Genomic DNA, 16,801 nt, shown 5'->3' on the forward strand with positions numbered 1-16,801 from the left:
TTTCAAATATAGGGAGGATGCTGCCGATTATGGACTATGTGAAGCTGGGGAAGACCGGACTGGAAGTATCACGAATCTGCCTGGGGTGTATGAGCTATGGGGTGCCGGAACGCGGAACCCATTCTTGGTCGCTGAGTGAGCAGGAGAGCCGGCCGTTTATCCGCAAAGCTCTGGAGCTGGGCATTAACTTCTTCGACACGGCTAATATCTATTCGGATGGGACCAGTGAAGAGATTGTCGGACGGGCCCTCAAGGAGTTCGCCTCCCGTGACGAGATTGTGCTGGCCACCAAGGTGCATGGCCGCATGCGTACCGGCCCCAATGGCGGAGGACTGTCGCGCAAAGCCATCCTGAGCGAAATCGATCATAGCCTGAAGCGGCTGGGCACAGATTATGTGGACCTGTATCAGATTCACCGCTGGGACCCGTCCACTCCGGTTGAGGAGACGATGGAAGCCCTGCATGATGTGGTAAAAGCGGGCAAAGCCCGCTACATCGGCGCTTCCTCCATGCCTGCATGGCAATTCCTCAAGGCACTGCATACCGCAGAGCGCCATGGCTGGACCCGGTTCGTGTCGATGCAGAACTATGTGAACCTGCTGTACCGGGAGGAGGAACGGGAGATGCTGCCGCTGTGTGAAGCGGAAGGCATCGGGGTAATTCCTTGGAGTCCGCTGGCCCGCGGCCGGCTGACCCGGGACTGGCAGGAGACGAGCACCCGCTCGGAGAGTGATCAGTTCGGCAAGCTGCTGTATTCACAGACGGAGGAACCGGACCGGCTGGTGGCCCTGCGGCTGAAGGAGATTGCGGAGCAGCGGGAGATTCCCCGTGCACAGGTGGCACTGGCTTGGGTACTTCAGAAGAAGCCTGTCACAGCGCCGATAGTTGGAGCAACCCGGATGAGCCATCTGGAGGATGCCGCCGCAGCGGTATCGGTCACCCTCACTGATGAGGAAATCCGGCGGCTTGAGGAGCCTTATGTACCTCATCCGGTAATGGGCTTTTAGCACTGGCATTATATGATAATGTGACTTGAACAGGAGCCGGATGACGGCTCCTTATTTGTTTTTTATAGCTTGGAATACTAGCTATTATATAATGTAGGCGCTTTCTGGTATGATTAGCTTATATGTACATACCTTTTTTTGGAATAGGATGGTGTTATTATTCATGAATCTTCAAGAAGCAACCGCTCTAATTGAATCAATCCGAAGTAATCTGGCACAAGTTATTGTCGGCAAAGAGGGTGGCGTGAACCTGCTGCTGACCGCCTTGCTGGCGAATGGTCATGTGCTGCTGGAGGATGTGCCTGGAACCGGAAAGACGCTGCTCGCCAAAACACTGGCCCGTTCCCTGGACTGCACTTTCAAGCGGATTCAGTTCACACCCGACCTGCTGCCGTCCGACTTAAGCGGCATCAATTACTATAATCAGAAGACCGGCGAATTTCAATTCCGCCCGGGCCCGGTATTTGCCAGCATTCTGCTTGCGGATGAGATCAACCGGGCTACGCCGCGCACCCAGTCCAGCCTGCTGGAGTGTATGGAGGAGCGGCAGATTACGATTGACGGCGTGACGCATGAGCTGGAGCGGCCGTTCCTGGTTATTGCTACCCAGAATCCGGTGGACAGCCAGGGGACCTTTCCGCTGCCTGAAGCGCAGCTGGACCGGTTCCTCATGCGGATTACCAGCGGGTATCCGTCATTTGAGGAAGGGGTACATATCCTCCAAAGATTCCGCCAAAATAACCCGCTGGAGGATACCGCTGCGGTGGCCACGGCCCGGCAGATTCAGGACATACAACGTCTGGCTGCGGAGGTTGCCGTCAGTGACGAGCTGCTCGCTTATATGATGCGCGTGGTCGAGGCCACCCGCACCTCTCCGGCGGTCCGTCTGGGAGCAAGTCCCCGGGCAGCTTTTGCCTTGCTGCGTGCCTCGCAGGGGTACGCACTGATCCAGGGCAGAAGCTACTGTATACCGGATGATATCAAAGAGGTTGCAGTTTCTGTGCTGGCGCACCGGCTGATTCTTCAGCGTGGTCCCGGAGTCCGTGAAGGCCAGTCGGCAGAGGTAGTGCTTCAGGTGCTGCGTGAAATCGAGGTACCTGCTGAACCTGCGGTCCTGTCCAGAGGCGGAAGGGTGGAGTGATCCATGTCGCTGTCGTGGTTCATTGCAAGCACGTTCATTCTGCTGGTCTTGATCTCGCTGATCTATGACCGGAATGCACTGAAGAAGGTCAGCTATACCCGTTACTTCTCTGCCAAAGCGGTGTACGCCGGAGAACAGGTAGAGATGGTTGAGGAGATTCTGAACAAGAAGCTGCTGCCGCTGCCTTGGCTGCGGCTGGAATCCAGCATAGCTAAGGGGCTTGAATTCGGTAACCAGGAGAATCTGGGCATCAGCAGCGGAGAGATTTCCCAGAATCATGTTAGCCTGTTCTTCCTGAGGTCTTTCCGCCAGATCAAACGGCGTCATAATATCACTTGCAGGGAGCGGGGGCTGTTCGTCCTGGAGACGGCAACCATGACTACCGGCGATCTGTTCGGACTGAGCCGCAGCGCCAAGACCTTCCCGCTTCATCTGGAGCTGCTGGTCTACCCCGGATTGCTGCGTTTCCATGACCTTCCGTTGCCGGTTCACAGCTGGCTTGGAGAGCTGCCGGTCAAACGCTGGATTGTCGAAGATCCGTTCCTGACCGCCGGTACAAGAGAGTACAGCGCAGGGGATTCCCTGGCGAGCATTAACTGGAAGGCGACTGCCCGGACAGGAAGTATGCAGGTGCATCAGAAGGATTACACCGCCGATTCCCGGCTGGTTATCTGCCTGAACGTAGAGACCAGTGAGTCCATGTGGAGAACGGTTACCGATGTGCAGCGCATAGAGCTGGGTATCCGCTATGCGGCGACTGTAGCCGAGTATGCGATCAGCCACGGGATTGAGGTCCGGCTGCTCAGCAATGGAAGACTGGACGGCAGCGGGGCGAGAGATTCGGTGGACACCTGGTCCATTGCCCATACCGAGGAGTTCCTTGGCCTGCTGGCCAGACTGAATCTGGACCGGACTGTGCCGATGAGCAGGCTGATGGAGATTGAAGCGGACAAGGGTGAGGGAGATATGGATTATCTGATCATCACCTGCCACCGGGGGGCAGAGCTGCAGTTGGCAGCGTCAGGGTTAAGCTTCCTCGGGAACGGTGTAGAGTGGCTGGATATTCCGGCAGAAGGGGGCGGTGAGTGATGACTTCCCGAATCCCGGATGCCTTCAAAGAAAATTTCGCCATATGGATGTCAGCCCTCATCGAATGGCTGCTGCTGCTCCCCGTATGGCTGGTACTCCAGACTTATTTCCAGCCGGAGGCCGAGGCGCTGCGCTGGATCTATCTGCTGCCGGTACTGGCCGCAGCTGGTGTACTGCTGCGGAAGATATGCAACCGCCGCTGGAAGCAGCTGCTGGCGGCGCTGGTTCTCGGAGCTATTACAGTTGCATTAACCGGTACGCTGACACTTATGGGCCTTCCGCTGGCAGCCGGAGCGGCAGTGTCTGCCTTCCTTGGTATGACGGCAGCCACACGGGTGAACCGGCTGTGGCTGTATATCAGCGGGATTATCCTTTATTTTGTCGCTTCGATTGCCTTCCCGCGCATACCCGGTCTCCAGCCGAGTGCAGCGGTGCTCACCTGGAGCGGCAGCCTATGCCTGATCCTGGCACTGCTGGCTACGAACAGCACCCACCTGCGTTATAGCTCCTTGAACGGAGGTGCAGGAAATCTGCCACAAGGACTTCGGCGGCATAACCGGATGTTCGTGGTCGGTTTCATTATCCTGGCAGCACTGCTTGCGGCGGGGGGCGGTAAGGCGGTAGGAATGCTGATATGGAATATGACGCGGGCATTCTTCGCCTGGCTCAGCCGGTTATCCTCCGGTTCCGAGGAGGCACCGCCAGCAGAAGCACCGCCTGCGGCCATCCCTGCCATGCCTGCAGCGGAGCCGGGTGAACCGGGCTTGCTGTCGATGATTCTGAATGTAGGCTTCTATATTCTAGGGGCGGCAGCCATTCTTGCCCTATTGTATTTTATTCTGCGTTGGTTATACAGAAATACAGGAGGCATCCTGCGCAGAACGATGGACAGGCTGTTGTCCCTGCTGCGCAGAGAGACGCCAGCGGTTTCGGGGTATCAGGATGAGGAGACCAGCCTGTTCAACTGGGAGCAGACCGTTCAGGACTTCCGCCAATATGTGCGCTCCAAGCTGACACCAGCCAGCCGCCGCGACCGCTGGGAGGGGATGGACGGAAGCCGCGAGCGCATCCGCTGGCTCTACCGGCACTGGCTGCGGGCCAGACATGCGGAAGGGTATGAGGTGAAGCCCTACCTGACCCCGCAGGAGACAGCCGCCGATGTAGCCGCCTGGTCGCAAGGCCAGAAGCGTGCGAACAAGCACTCTGGCAGCGGGCAACCCGCCCACGACCGGCTACTCAGCCTATATAACAAGGCCCGCTACACCGAGGAGGAGTTGTCTGAACTTACTGCCGCTGAGGCGGCAGCGCTTAAGGAGCAGTTGAAGCTGTAGCTGAATCATTACATTCAGTGAATACGGGAAAGGAGCGGCAGGCATGACCCTTTATCTGCGCGGTGAACTGGCTAAAGAGGCTCAGATTAATTTAGAGACGCTCAGATTCTATGAGAAGAAAGGGCTGATTCCGCTGCCTCAGCGTTCAGCAGGCGGGTATCGGCTGTATCCGGAGGAGACGCTTCTCCGGATTGCTTTTATCCGTAATGCCAAGAACTGCGGGTTCACACTTCAGGAGATTAAGAAGGCACTCGTTAAATCTGCGGACCGCAGCATCGGAATCGATGATTTCGCCCAAGTCATTGAGCGGAAGATCGCCGCTGTCGATCTGGAGATTGCCCGGAGGAACGAGACACGCAGTCGGCTTGAAGCGTTAAAGTCCGGTCTTCTGTCTCAAGACAGGCACCCGGGCGTGCAGGATACGCTTACTATGTTGAACATGAATGATTAACCCGCTGTCACCTGTAATGCTGGAGGAATTGCCGCTTGACTCTGTATATAGCTACAGGGTTTATAGTAGGAGCATCCCAGGATAACAGGAGGAATTACACGTATGTTGTATCCGAGCAGCACCCCGATTGAACAGCTGCAGGCCATTAGTGCTTATCTGAAAAGCAATAATAATTATTCCAGAAGACCGGTTCAGGAGATCCGGGCGGCGGCAGTGGAAGCTTCCAGGCAGTTACCCTTACTTGAAGGCGTGAAGGTTGAACCGGTTGAGGCGGAGACCTTCAGCGGAGAGTGGGTCAGGGCGGAGGGGAAAAGTCTACTAAGTGAAGGACAATTGCAACCCACGGAGAACAAGGTCATTCTATATTTTCACGGTGGAGGGTTCGTGTCTGGCAACTGCGAGATCTATAGGGATCTGGCAGCCCGTCTATCTGAAGCAGCTGGGGGAATTACCGTTTTAACTGTGGAGTACCGGCTTGCACCGGAGTTCTGCTACCCGGCAGCCAATGAGGATTGCCTTGCTGCTTACCATTGGCTACTGGAACGGGGCGTTCATGCCGGCAATATCATAGTCTGCGGAGACTCCGTAGGAGCCACGCTTGCGCTGATGACCTTGATTACGCTGCGGGAGCAGGGAGACGGGCTTCCTGCCGGTGTCTGCCTGCTATCTCCCCATGCCGATCTTGTTCAATTGGATGGGGAGTCTTATGACAGCCGTGCGGGAACGGACCCGACAGGAAGCCGGGCAGCGAATCAGAGAATGATTGTGGAATATATGGGGGACTTTGGCGGTGCATGGCCTGCGATATTGTCACCGCTAAGACTGGATCTCCGGGGCTTGCCGCCCCTGCTCATACAGGCGGGTGATCATGAGGTGCTGCTGAGTGATGCAGAGCGTTTGGCTGAACAAGCAAGGGCTGCGGACATCACTGTAGAGCTTCAGATCTGGGGGAACATGTGGTGCGCCTTTCAGCTGATGGCTGCCATGCTTCCTGAAGCGCAGCAGGCCATTGGAAATATAGGCAGCTTCATTAAGAGAGTATTGCAGCTGGAGGGCAGGCAAGATTAACGCCTGTAGCCTGAATGGAATTGTACAGCGTATCCGTTGGACAGGGTCAGAACAGCAGACGCAGCAGCATCAGCGTCACAATACCGGTCAATACTGTGGCCAGCAGACTGCGGGTCTTGACGGCTACCCAGAAGGTGGGGAGGGCTGCGATTAGCTCTACATTGGTGGACAAGACTGCGAACCTGCCGCCGGTTACGAACAGCTCTTGGGCAACCAGAGCAGCCATGACTGCAATCGGCACATAGCTCAGCCAGCGCATGCCCCATTCCGGGATCGTGATCCGGCTCAGCAGCATCAGCGGAAGGACACGCGGAATGAAGGTAACGAGCGCGGCTCCGAGAATGATTATAGCAATATCGGGTCTTATTTCCATTGTTCCATCACTACTCCAATCGTTGAGGCTACCAGCGCGGCAGCTATAACACCCATGCTGGGCGACCACAGCACGGAGACGATCACGGCCACCACAGCTGCTGTTATACCGACAGTGATATCCAGTCTATACTTGCGCCGTCCCATAATGGTCAGGACCAGCAGTCCGATGAACATAGCCGGCAGGGCGAAATCCAGTCCCCACTTCTCGGGACTGGATATCCATTGACCGAGAATAGCACCGGCAATATTGGCCAGGAACCAGTTCAGATAAGCGGTAATATTCAGGCCGTGCATCCATCTCTCGCTGATCTGCTTCCTAGCGGCACTCTTCTGAATGGCTACGCCGAAGGTCTCATCTGTGAGCAGTGAGCCGATCAGCAGGTTGCGCAGCGGGGTCAGATGCCGGAAGTAAGGCGACAATGCTGCGCTTAACAGCAGATGACGCAGGTTAACCAACAGAATCGTAATGATAATACCGGAGGCGCTACTCCCGGCGGCAATCATGCCAGCGGCAATAAACTGGGCCGAACCGGCGTACAGGATGATTGAGATCATGCCGATTTCGGCAAGGGTTAGCCCCGCTGTTTTCTCCACAACGCCTGCGGCGAATCCGATGCTGAGGTAACCGAGCAGCGTGGGGAGGCAGTCCTTCACCCCTTGCCAGAACGTATCGCTGCTCTCCGGCACACCTGGGCTATCTGTAACCAGGCTGCCGCCGGATAGCGGCTCCTGATGAATGGATTCTGGCTTCATGGGCATGCTCCTTCTGGGTAATGGAATAACGACTATCGCCGGTAACGAATACACTGTATTATAATATCTATTAATTCATAGTGAATATCAAGGGAATATTAGCTGTAATTGTAAAAAGGGTTCCGCCGTCCACAGAGCGATCTGCGGCAGCGGAACCCTTTTGGAGTTCTTGGTTATTTCAAGACGAGTACGCCGAACCCTTCCATCGTATAGCTCCCCGACAGGGTCTGGCCGCTTAAGAGATCCGTCTTGGCTGTCTTAAGCACAATCTGTGCCGGTTCTTCGCTGTAGTTGAGCAGGAAGGCGACACCTGTAGAGGCGTCTTCCCCTGTGGAGCGAATCTGCAATTCAACCTCTGGCGGCAGCTCCGCCCAATCTGCGGCTGGCGAGACCAGATCCAGGCTGCCAAGCATCTGCAGCACAGCAGGCTCATTGAACACGGCGCCGTAATACCACACTTCGCCTTGGCCCCGGGTGTTACGGGTTACTGCCGGTTTGCCGGCATAGTAGTCGGTCGCATAGGTTGCCATAACCTCTACACTATCCTCTTCCACCTGCAGGATGTCATTGAAGGCATCTGCACCGGTCAGCGCCTCAGGATCATGGTTCCAGCGGATGGAGGTAGGCTTGCGCGTTCCTTTGACCAGAGTGAATTCTTCAACCGTTACCCCACACATCTCCTGTGCCGCTCCGGGAAAAGGCCGCATATAGCATTGTCCGGTACTATCCTTATAGCCAGTACGGCAGCCGAAGACCAGCTTCCCGCCTTGCTGTACATACTGGTCCAGCAGTGCTGCTGTATCGTCAGTCATAATCGCCGGATGCGGATATACCAGCACTTCATAACGGGCAAGCTCTGCAAGGGAGGTATGGCTGCGCAAGTACAGAACGTCATTCGGAATATGCTTCCGCTGCAGAGCCTTGAACCATTCCTTGTTGCTCTGCCACATGAACGGTCCGTGCCAGACATCATATTCACCGTCCCACTCATTGTCATAATCACGCACGATTGCAACGCTCGCCTGAGTCCGGCTGCCGATGAACTGCTGCCCGATGCTTGCCAGCTCGCGGCCGATCTGCTCCGCTTCCCTTACCCGCCGGTTAGGCTGGTTATGGTAGTCGTTCAAGCCGTGCCAATAGATCTCATTGCCCATGGTGGCGGTCCGCCAGCGGAAATAGAGCAGCATGTCAGCGCCGTGGGCGACGGACTGGTACGTCCACAGCCGCATCTGTCCAGGCTTTGGTGAAGGCATATCAAGCCGATTCACCCAGCCTCCCGGACCGGATTGCTGCTCCATTACACAGAAGTTGCTGCTGACCGAACGTACAGCCGACAGGGACAATCCCCAGCCGCGGTCAAGCATCGGGTTCACCTCAGCCGGATCGAAGCCGATGGTGGAGAACTGCGGGTACGAGTCATAGCTGAAGAAATCCAGCAGCTCGTCATTCAGCTCATGGCTGTCCAGATGTCCGAACAGACCGTTCGTGGTAACCCACTGATTAGGGGCCAATTCCCGGAGGATATCTGCCTGGATTTTGGCGAAATAGATGGTGTTATCAGAGATGAAGCGCTTCTCATCCAGAGCCTGGTGAGGGTTCGGCTGGTTCGGTGAAGGGGTAGGCCGGGTGAGGCAGACCTGTGACCAGCTCGTATAGGTCTGATTCCAGAACACCGTGCCCCAAGCCTGATTAAGCTTGTCCAGGGTGACATACTTGTCCTGAAGCCAAAGGCGGAAGGCCTGATGATCACTCTCCGAGTAAAATACATTGATCTCACAGTTCAGTTCGTTGTCAATCTGCCAGCCGACGACGCCCGGATGATTTCCGTAATGTTCAGCAAGCTTCGTTACGATTCGGGCACAGAGCTCGCGGTACTTGGGACTGCTGTAATTGTAATGGCGGCGCATACCGTGCTGTAGCGTCACACCTTCATAAGTAACATTCAAGGCCTCAGGGTACTTCTCTGTAAGCCAGGCAGGCGGAGTGGCCGTAGGCGTTCCCAGAATGACCTTCAGCCCGTAGCTGTGTGCCATGTCGACTGCCCGGTCAAACAGATCATATTGAAACATGCCTTCCTCCGGTTCAAAAATGGACCAGGCGAACTCAGCCAGACGTACAATGGTGAATCCGGTTTCAACCATACGCCGGTAATCGTCAGCCCACATGGATTCAGGCCAGTGCTCAGGATAATAGCAAACGCCCAGTTCAAATCGTTCTGCTGCAACAGGTTTCTTCATCATAACCTCCAAGTGTAAAAATATGCTTTATTTAAGCTACCAATCTATTGTATTATCAGCAGTGTATCCACTTATATAACAGAATATTGCTATTATATCATTATATTGCGTGCTTGAACCGGCGCAGGGCAGGAGGAGATTCACATGAGAAAGCACTGGGTTCTGCCGCAGCCTGCTTATGCCCATTATGTATGTTATCCGGAGATGCTGGGGCATTACAGCGACTTCCCGGAGCATGCAGAGCGCAGAAGTGAGGGCTTCCTGAACAGCTATAATCTCCACATGGTTTTTGGGGGAGAAGGGTATGTATTTCAGGGTGGGGAGCGGATATCCATGAGACGGGGCAGCGGGTTTCTTTTTCCCAGGGGGGCTTATCAGCAGTACGGTTCTGATCCTGGCGCTGCCTGGGATGTGCGCTGGATGCACTTCGCCACGGCGATGCCCCTGCCTATGCTGGAGGAGGCGGACCAGTCGCGCGGCTACTTTTTCACCTTCGATCCCGCCACCGGCTATGAAGCGCTCTTCGAGGAAATGTACCGGCTCAGTGCAGGCTATGAGACCCGGAGTGAACCGCGTCTCTCTACGCTGCTCTATGAGATTTTGGTTACGCTGATGCAGAACTCCGAGCCGCTCCACGGCTCCGTTCCGCTGGAGATCCGGCATTCCATCCGGCTTACCGCCGACAGGATCTACAGTGAGTGTGAGCGGCCCTGGACGCTGGAGTCCATGGCCAGACTTGCCGGCTATAGCAGCTATCATTTTCTCCGCTTGTTCCGCAGCATTATGGGCAAGACGCCGAACCGGTATTTGAGCGATTGCCGGATGGCCCGGGCCAAGCTATTGCTGGCTTCCACCAAGCTGTCCGTTGCGCAAATTGCGCTGCAGTGCGGGTTCCAGCAATCCAGTTATTTCATCAAGGTGTTCAGACAACTAGAGGGGATGCCGCCGAACCAATACAGACGGTCCTTTAACTCATAGAATCAAGTTTTTTAGGACCAAGTATTAAGAAAGTTTGTTACATTTATGGCAGGGCTCACACCGCAGCAGCCTTGGTTGGGTGACAGAAAGTTACAAATAGAAACAAAGGGTTACAAAGTGGATACAAATTCCACGCGCCAAGCAACTATACTATTGCTAGTAAATACATCTGGAGGGAAATAAATGAGAAAGTATAGAGTTACATATGCTGCATTGCTGGTGAGTTCACTCGTTGCCGGCCAGGTGGCTGGCAGTATCACTGCGCCTGCTGCACATGCAGCCCCGGCGGCGAAGCCCCCCGCAGTATCCGCTCCGGCGGCATTCAAGTTCAATTCCGTTCCCATGGGTGCCGGAGTGACCGCAGTACTGGAGAATATCAACATATGGAGCCAGCCTGGCGGGAACATCTTGTCATACACACTTAAATATACAAATCCCGGTAATTCAAGCGCTAGCTTAATGCATTATTTCTCACGTGTGGTCACTCCGGGAGGGTCAGTGCTTCCGGGAAATCCCTTAGGTGCGGATGCCACGAAGAAGAAAGTTGGCGCCAAAGAAACCCTTAGCGTGACCTATTATGTAAATGTTGGACAAACCTCCTCCTTGCAGGGGATCAAAATCTCGATGCTTGTCTGGGATGCCAAGACGAAGGGGTATCTGAAGCAGATGGGATCTTTTGGAGTGCCCGCTAATTATTCAACTACGGCTGCAGTTGGAACAAGCTTAAGTACAGTCATGAACGACATTCCTGTCACAGCCAGTGCAGACTCTCTCCAGCTCTATAAATACAGCGGCAAGGTCTATGCCAAAGTAGGGGTCAGTCTGACCAACAAGGGCAATAAGGTCCTCAGTGATCCGGGCTACTCTGCGTATCTGCTCTCTGCCAGCGGCACCTCCTTCGAGCTGGCGCTGAGCGGGACACAGGCAGATTACAAGATTCAGCCGCAGGAGAAGCGGAGCATTTATTACATTACCGAAATTCCGGCCTATCTCAAAACAGATAATATGAAGCTGCAATTCACGAAGAAGGATGAGACTGCGAAGCTGGAGCTGGCTAAATCCTCTTATAAGCTGCCTGCAGCAAGCTCGCCTAATCTGGTTGTCGGCAGCGGGGTAGTCAAAAAGATTGTAGTCAATAACAACACAGTAGACACGCTGCTCCGCAACGCCAATGTGTACGCACAAGATGCAGATGCAGTCTGGACATTCCAGATGCAGCTTAAGAATACCGGCAACAAGGCGGTAACCCTGCCAAGCTATGACCTGGCGGTCAAATCGGTGAAGGGCAAGGTCTTTCCGGTGAATTCCAAAGGTATAAGCGGAGTCACCCTCAAACCGCTCGAGACCAAAATCGTACCGCTTACGGTCCGTGTACCGCTTGAAGTGGATCAATCCGGATTGCAGCTTATGATGATAGAGTCGGTAGGCGCTGAGAGCACAAATGTACCTGAATCAAACGGAGCCGGCGAGTCAACGGGAAATACAGGGAATACCGGCACTCCTTCCACTGCGGCTCCTGCAACACCGACTGCCAAAATGATTTTCCCGGTAGCCTACTTCGTCATTCCATATGCACTACGTACGGAAGTCATGTCCGGCCAAGAGTATATGACCACGAATTCATACGGCTCGTTCTCGTACAGTATTCTATCTCTGCAGCGCTATCCTTGGAGAGATGATGATATCGTAGCTGCCAGACTGAGAGTCACCAATACCCAGAACGTGTCTCTTACGCTGCCTGAGCTGAAGGGAACCATTAAGCTGGATAAAGAAAGTCTGCCCGTGACTACCGAGCTGTATATGGACAATAAGGATTCTTCTGTTCTTGCGCCAGGGAAGTCAGTGGAGCTGTATGTACTCGGCAAAATTGCCTATACCTCAGAGTTCCAGGATATGCGGATTGCCCTGAACGGCACACAGAATTCAGAGACCGTCCCGTTCCTGGATGTCAGCATCAGTAACTCGATTAACAGTATTCCGACCATCGAGAAGGGCAAGAGCTACACCATTAGCGGCAAAGGCAAAACGGCCAGTGTCGAGGAGAACCGGACTACGATCTATCAAGGAGAAAGCCACAATCTGGTATACACAGAGCTCTATCTGAGCAGTGAAGAGAAAAGACAGAGCAAAATGGCCCGCCTTCAGGCTTACTATAAGACCAAGGACGGCCAGTATTTCGAAGCAGGCACCAGCCAGTCGGAGAACAGCGCATCTCCGGGTGCCAAGCAGCTCGTGGTCTTATGGGCCAAGGTGCCTAAGGCTACGGACCTCGCGGATGTCTCGCTCTACCTGGGTGCCGGTATCAAAGAAGGCAAGCTGATTGAGGCCAAGGAGGAAGCAACCGGATTCGTCAATGTGGCTGCGCTGCAGCTGAATCCGCAGGCTAATGTACCGAAGAATACCCTGGAATCAACGGTAGTATATCCTTATACGATTTCTGTCCTGACCTCTCAAGGCAAGCGGATGAAGTCATCCGATACCTTCGATATCACTATGAACTACAGCCTGAGGAAGGATAACCTGTACGATGCAGGTGTGCTGGAGCATAAGCTGATTCTGCAGATTACCGATCCGTTCGGCGTCGCTACCGAGAAGGTTCTTACACTGGGCACAGACCTGATTGAAGGGACTAACAACCTGTATTCCTTCTCTCTCAGCAGACCCGTGTACAAGACGATGGACGGCGGCGCTTATAGGTTAGCCTTCTATGATGAATTCCAGGGTGAACGTCTGTTGCTGGGCAGCCAGGCCTTCGGAGTCACTAACGTGGTTCAGAACAAGACAGAGGAATAATCGTCATTCACTCCACTAAAACATTCTTGTATTTTTAAAAAAGGAGCAGCTTCCATGTTGCGTGTTGAAGATATTACGCATTCGTACAAAAGCGGTAATGAATGGACCTCTGTTCTTCATAAAATCAATTTCGCCGTCAAAAGAGGAGAAATGGTAGCTTTGCTGGGCAGTTCAGGCTCCGGGAAGTCAACGCTCCTCAATCTGATGGCCGGCTTGATGAAGCCCACAGAAGGTCATATCTACATTGCTGATCAGGATATTGTGAAGATGGGCGAGAATAAGCTTGCCGAGTTCCGCCGCAAGAACATCGGATTCATCTTTCAGGCGTATGAGCTGATTACCAGCCTGACGGTCCGTGAGAACGTGGAGCTCCCGCTGGTCTTCCAGTCGGTCTCTCCCAGGGCCCGTAAGGCTAAGGCGCTTGCACTGCTGGAGCAGGTAGGGATTCCTGACAAGGCGGATCTCTTCCCCTCGCAGCTCTCCGGGGGACAGCAGCAGCGTGTCAGTATCGCCCGGTCACTGATTACAGAGCCGTCGGTCATCTTCGCCGATGAACCGACGGGGAATCTGGATTCCAAGACTGAGGAAGAGATTATCAGCATTCTGCTGAACCTGAACCGGACGATGAAGACGACATTTATTGTTGTTACGCATGAATATAAGGTGGCTGAACAAATGCAGCGGATTTTTACGCTGAAGGACGGCTTCCTGGTCACTGAATCGCAGACAGCACCGCAAGCAGAGATAGAACCGCAGATAGAACCGCAGATAGAACCGCAGATAGAACCGCAGCTTGAGCTGCAGACAGAAGTACAGGTTGAAGAGCAAATTGCTGAGGAAGCTGAACCGCAGACCATGGTAGAGGTTGAAGAACAATTAGCTGCAGGAGCTGAACAGGAAGCTGTAGAGCCGCAGACAGCAGGAGCGGATGAAGATCCGCCGGCTGAGGAACCTGAACACCAGACCGCTGCGGAAGCTGATCCTGCAGAGGGAGGGAAGCCGTGAAGATCAGAGACATTTCACGGATGGCCTGGGAACAGGTCAAACGGCGCAAGGTGGTTACAGGTCTGTGTATGACCGGGATATCCATCGGCTGCGCAGCCATTATTGTGGCCCTGAGCGTAGGCCAGTCTGCACAGGTCTATGTGACGGAACAAGTCAATGCCAACTTCAAAATGGATGAGATTATGGTCCAGCCGGGCGGAGGAATTCCGTCGAACGGCGGCCAGAGCGCAGGCGGCGGATCGGGAGGTGGGGCCGAGAACCTTGATCAGGGCAAGCTGACTGACCAGAAGCTGGAGATTATCCGCGGACTGAACCATGTGAAGGCGGCTTCGCCTTTTCAGGAGGCCGGATATCTCCAGTTACTAACGGTAGACAACAAGATCTCGGATGTGAAGATTGTGGTGACTGATCTCCAGAAGCTGACAGCCTATGATCACAAATTCAAACAGGGCGGGGCGAACGACCAGGTTGGAACGATAGTGCTTAATCACGGGGCTACCCTGGGCCTGATCGACCTGGAGACCCGGGAGAAGCTGTTCGAGCAGATGAGCAGCGGACCGTATAACCCCGAGCTGTATCAGCAGTATGAGAAATTGTCCACTGTGCCGTCCGAGTTGTACCGTAAGCAGGTCCAGATTCAGGCTCAGGATTACAGTTCTACTTCACAGACAATCAAGCTTAGCTCGCCGCTTCAGGTCGGCGGCATTCTGGCGCTTCCCAAGGGAATGGATGATCAGCGGGCCTCGTACGACAAGATTATGTATATGTCGCCGGAGACCGCCCAGCAGCTCGCCAAGGAGCTGACCTTCGATAATTCTACTTCCAGTTCACTCAGTCTCCCGCCGGAAGGAAGCTACAATTCGGTTACGGTCAAAGTAGACGATGTGGCGAACATCAAGCCGGTGGAGCAGATGATTCAGAAGCTGACTCTGAACGCTCAAGATAATCTGTACCAGCAGGAGATGCTGAAGGAGCAATTTGATATGATCAAAATGGCGGCGCTCGGCATCGGGGTATTCATCCTGATCATCGCCTCCATCTCGATTATAGTAGCCATGACTATGTCCACCCATCAGCGGCGGCGCCAGATCGGGATTATGAAGGTTCTGGGAGCTAACATGGGGCAGATCCGTAACATGTTTATTACCGAAGCAGCGCTTCTGGGGCTGCTCGGGGGTATGCTGGGTGTCGCTTTCTCCTATTTAATTGTCATGGCACTTAACAAGCTGGTAGGCAGCGCAGGGGAGGGGATGAATTTCTTCATTCCGGTGATGAATCTGCCGGTCGGAATGTCCTTTGCCATTATGACCGGTGTGCTGTCGGGGATCTATCCGGCGATCAGCGCCTCCAGAACCGATGCATTAACCGCTATTAAACGAGACTAACCCTAAGCTAGAAAGGAAGCCGAAACAATGAAGAGGACTCTAAAGAAGAGCCTGAAATGGATCATAATCTTAGGTATCATCGGAACTGCCGGTTATTTCGGATATACCAAATTCTTCAAGGCTGATGAGACCGCCGATCTCCCGCCTGAACCGATGCAGGTAATCAGCTTCCCGGTAACGGAAGAGACGTTAACCAGCACAGTGCAGATCAAAGGCAGATCGCAATATCAGCAGGAGACGCTGGTGTATGCCCCCTTTGCTTCCAAGGTGACTTCCTGGAAGGTGGAGAACGGGGCGCAGGTGAAGAAGGGCCAGGTGCTCTTCACCCTGGACCAGAGCACACTCCGTAATGAGATTGCTACGGCGGAGGCGACTGCCCGTAAGGCGAAGCTGGAGGGGGAGCTGAACGCTTTTGTCAGCCAGCAGGAGGATGATTCCTCGGCCCCGGCCGGAACAGAAGCGGAACGGCTGAAGGCCTTGGCTGCCCAGGAAACCGCCCGTCTAAGCGATGAGCTGAACCAGGTGAATGCCGAGATTCAAGCCAAAGAGCTTGCGGAGAAGAAGACGAAGCTGAACACTGCGGTATTCCATGCACCGGAGAACGGCATCTTCCTCTTCGACAGCAGCAAGGAACGGCCACAGACCGTCACTGACAATCAGTACATCGGCAAGATTGTGGACACGAACAAGGTAGAGTTCATTGCACAGGTCGGGGAGCAGGACATCTTCCGCATCAAAAAAGGCATGAAGGTGAAGGTGAAGATGACTGCCGTCAAAGACCTGGTCCTGAACGGAGAGGTAACCGGAGTGGCCAAGTTCGCCACGACGACCACCGGACAGAACACAGCCGGCCAGCTTCCGCAATTCGAGGTGGTCATCTCTATGCAGCCGGACGAGCATTTGATGGGCGGTCTTAGCCTAAGCGGAGACGTCGAGACCTCGCGCAAAGAGAAGGCGGTAGTTGTATCCAATATCGCCGTCATCCGTGAAGGGGATCTAGCCTTCGTTATGGTGGACAAAGGAAACGGCCAGTACGAACGCAAAGAGATCAAGACCGGAATGGAAACGACCGATAAAACAGAGGTGCTGTCGGGACTGAAGGCAGGAGACACCGTGGTTCTGCAATAGTTAGCAGTAGTTGACAGCAGTTAAAAGCCCCAAACCCGGGTAATAACCGGATTTGGGGCT

Annotated in this window: 13 protein-coding genes and 1 pseudogene; 11 read left to right on the top strand and 3 right to left on the bottom strand. The window is 54.3% G+C overall.

The window, feature by feature from the left end; all coding sequences use genetic code 11:
- Nucleotides 1–29: 29 nt before the first annotated feature.
- The 6 genes from MKZ07_RS05840 to MKZ07_RS05865 all read left to right on the top strand — a co-directional run bounded on the left by MKZ07_RS05840 (nt 30) and on the right by MKZ07_RS05865 (nt 6,087).
- Nucleotides 30–1,007, top strand: a complete 978-nt coding sequence (locus MKZ07_RS05840; RefSeq protein WP_341027891.1) for an aldo/keto reductase — start codon at nt 30–32, stop codon at nt 1,005–1,007.
- Between the two features lie 163 nt (nt 1,008–1,170).
- Nucleotides 1,171–2,148 carry an AAA family ATPase gene (locus MKZ07_RS05845; RefSeq protein WP_341025051.1) on the top strand — a complete coding sequence of 326 codons (978 nt, stop codon included), beginning with the start codon at nt 1,171–1,173 and terminating at the stop codon, nt 2,146–2,148.
- A gap of 3 nt (nt 2,149–2,151) precedes the next feature.
- Nucleotides 2,152–3,237 (top strand): DUF58 domain-containing protein, encoded by a 1,086-nt coding sequence (locus MKZ07_RS05850; RefSeq protein ID WP_036694075.1) that lies wholly within the window; start codon nt 2,152–2,154, stop codon nt 3,235–3,237.
- A complete protein-coding gene (locus MKZ07_RS05855; protein WP_341025053.1) occupies nt 3,237–4,568 on the top strand; it encodes a hypothetical protein in 1,332 nt (443 codons plus the stop codon). The genes MKZ07_RS05850 and MKZ07_RS05855 overlap by 1 nt, the downstream gene beginning before the upstream one ends.
- 43 nt (nt 4,569–4,611) lie before the next feature.
- A complete protein-coding gene (locus MKZ07_RS05860; RefSeq protein ID WP_076153983.1) occupies nt 4,612–5,019 on the top strand; it encodes a MerR family transcriptional regulator in 408 nt (135 codons plus the stop codon).
- A 102-nt stretch (nt 5,020–5,121) separates the two neighbouring features.
- Nucleotides 5,122–6,087, top strand: a complete 966-nt coding sequence (locus MKZ07_RS05865) for an alpha/beta hydrolase (RefSeq protein ID WP_341025057.1) — start codon at nt 5,122–5,124, stop codon at nt 6,085–6,087.
- A 46-nt stretch (nt 6,088–6,133) separates the two neighbouring features.
- Here the strand turns inward: MKZ07_RS05865 and MKZ07_RS05870 are convergent, their stop codons facing one another.
- The 3 genes from MKZ07_RS05870 to MKZ07_RS05880 all read right to left on the bottom strand — a co-directional run bounded on the left by MKZ07_RS05870 (nt 6,134) and on the right by MKZ07_RS05880 (nt 9,452).
- A complete protein-coding gene (locus MKZ07_RS05870) occupies nt 6,134–6,460 on the bottom strand; it encodes an AzlD domain-containing protein (protein ID WP_036694073.1) in 327 nt (108 codons plus the stop codon).
- Nucleotides 6,451–7,215 (bottom strand): AzlC family ABC transporter permease, encoded by a 765-nt coding sequence (locus MKZ07_RS05875; RefSeq protein WP_084648884.1) that lies wholly within the window; start codon nt 7,213–7,215, stop codon nt 6,451–6,453. The genes MKZ07_RS05870 and MKZ07_RS05875 overlap by 10 nt, the downstream gene beginning before the upstream one ends.
- Nucleotides 7,216–7,388: 173 nt before the next feature.
- Nucleotides 7,389–9,452, bottom strand: coding sequence for a beta-galactosidase (locus MKZ07_RS05880; RefSeq protein ID WP_036694071.1), 2,064 nt, complete (start codon nt 9,450–9,452; stop codon nt 7,389–7,391).
- A 144-nt stretch (nt 9,453–9,596) separates the two neighbouring features.
- On the opposite strand from MKZ07_RS05880, the gene MKZ07_RS05885 reads away from it, so the two are divergent.
- The 5 genes and pseudogenes from MKZ07_RS05885 (at nt 9,597) to MKZ07_RS05905 (ending at nt 16,741) form a co-directional block, all read left to right on the top strand.
- Entirely contained in the window at nt 9,597–10,430 is an 834-nt protein-coding gene (locus MKZ07_RS05885; protein ID WP_036694068.1) for a helix-turn-helix transcriptional regulator, read from the top strand.
- 183 nt (nt 10,431–10,613) lie between these two features.
- A complete protein-coding gene (locus MKZ07_RS05890) occupies nt 10,614–13,223 on the top strand; it encodes a hypothetical protein (RefSeq protein ID WP_036694064.1) in 2,610 nt (869 codons plus the stop codon).
- Between the two features lie 54 nt (nt 13,224–13,277).
- A pseudogene (locus tag MKZ07_RS05895) lies at nt 13,278–13,973 on the top strand (ABC transporter ATP-binding protein); the annotation flags it as partial.
- 251 nt (nt 13,974–14,224) lie between these two features.
- Entirely contained in the window at nt 14,225–15,613 is a 1,389-nt protein-coding gene (locus MKZ07_RS05900; protein ID WP_063829005.1) for an ABC transporter permease, read from the top strand.
- A gap of 27 nt (nt 15,614–15,640) precedes the next feature.
- Entirely contained in the window at nt 15,641–16,741 is a 1,101-nt protein-coding gene (locus MKZ07_RS05905) for an efflux RND transporter periplasmic adaptor subunit (protein WP_036694060.1), read from the top strand.
- The last annotated feature ends 60 nt before the right edge of the window (nt 16,742–16,801 follow it).

Source organism: Paenibacillus sp. FSL P4-0338 (genome assembly GCF_038002365.1).
Taxonomy (GTDB): Bacteria; Bacillota; Bacilli; order Paenibacillales; family Paenibacillaceae; genus Paenibacillus_AQ.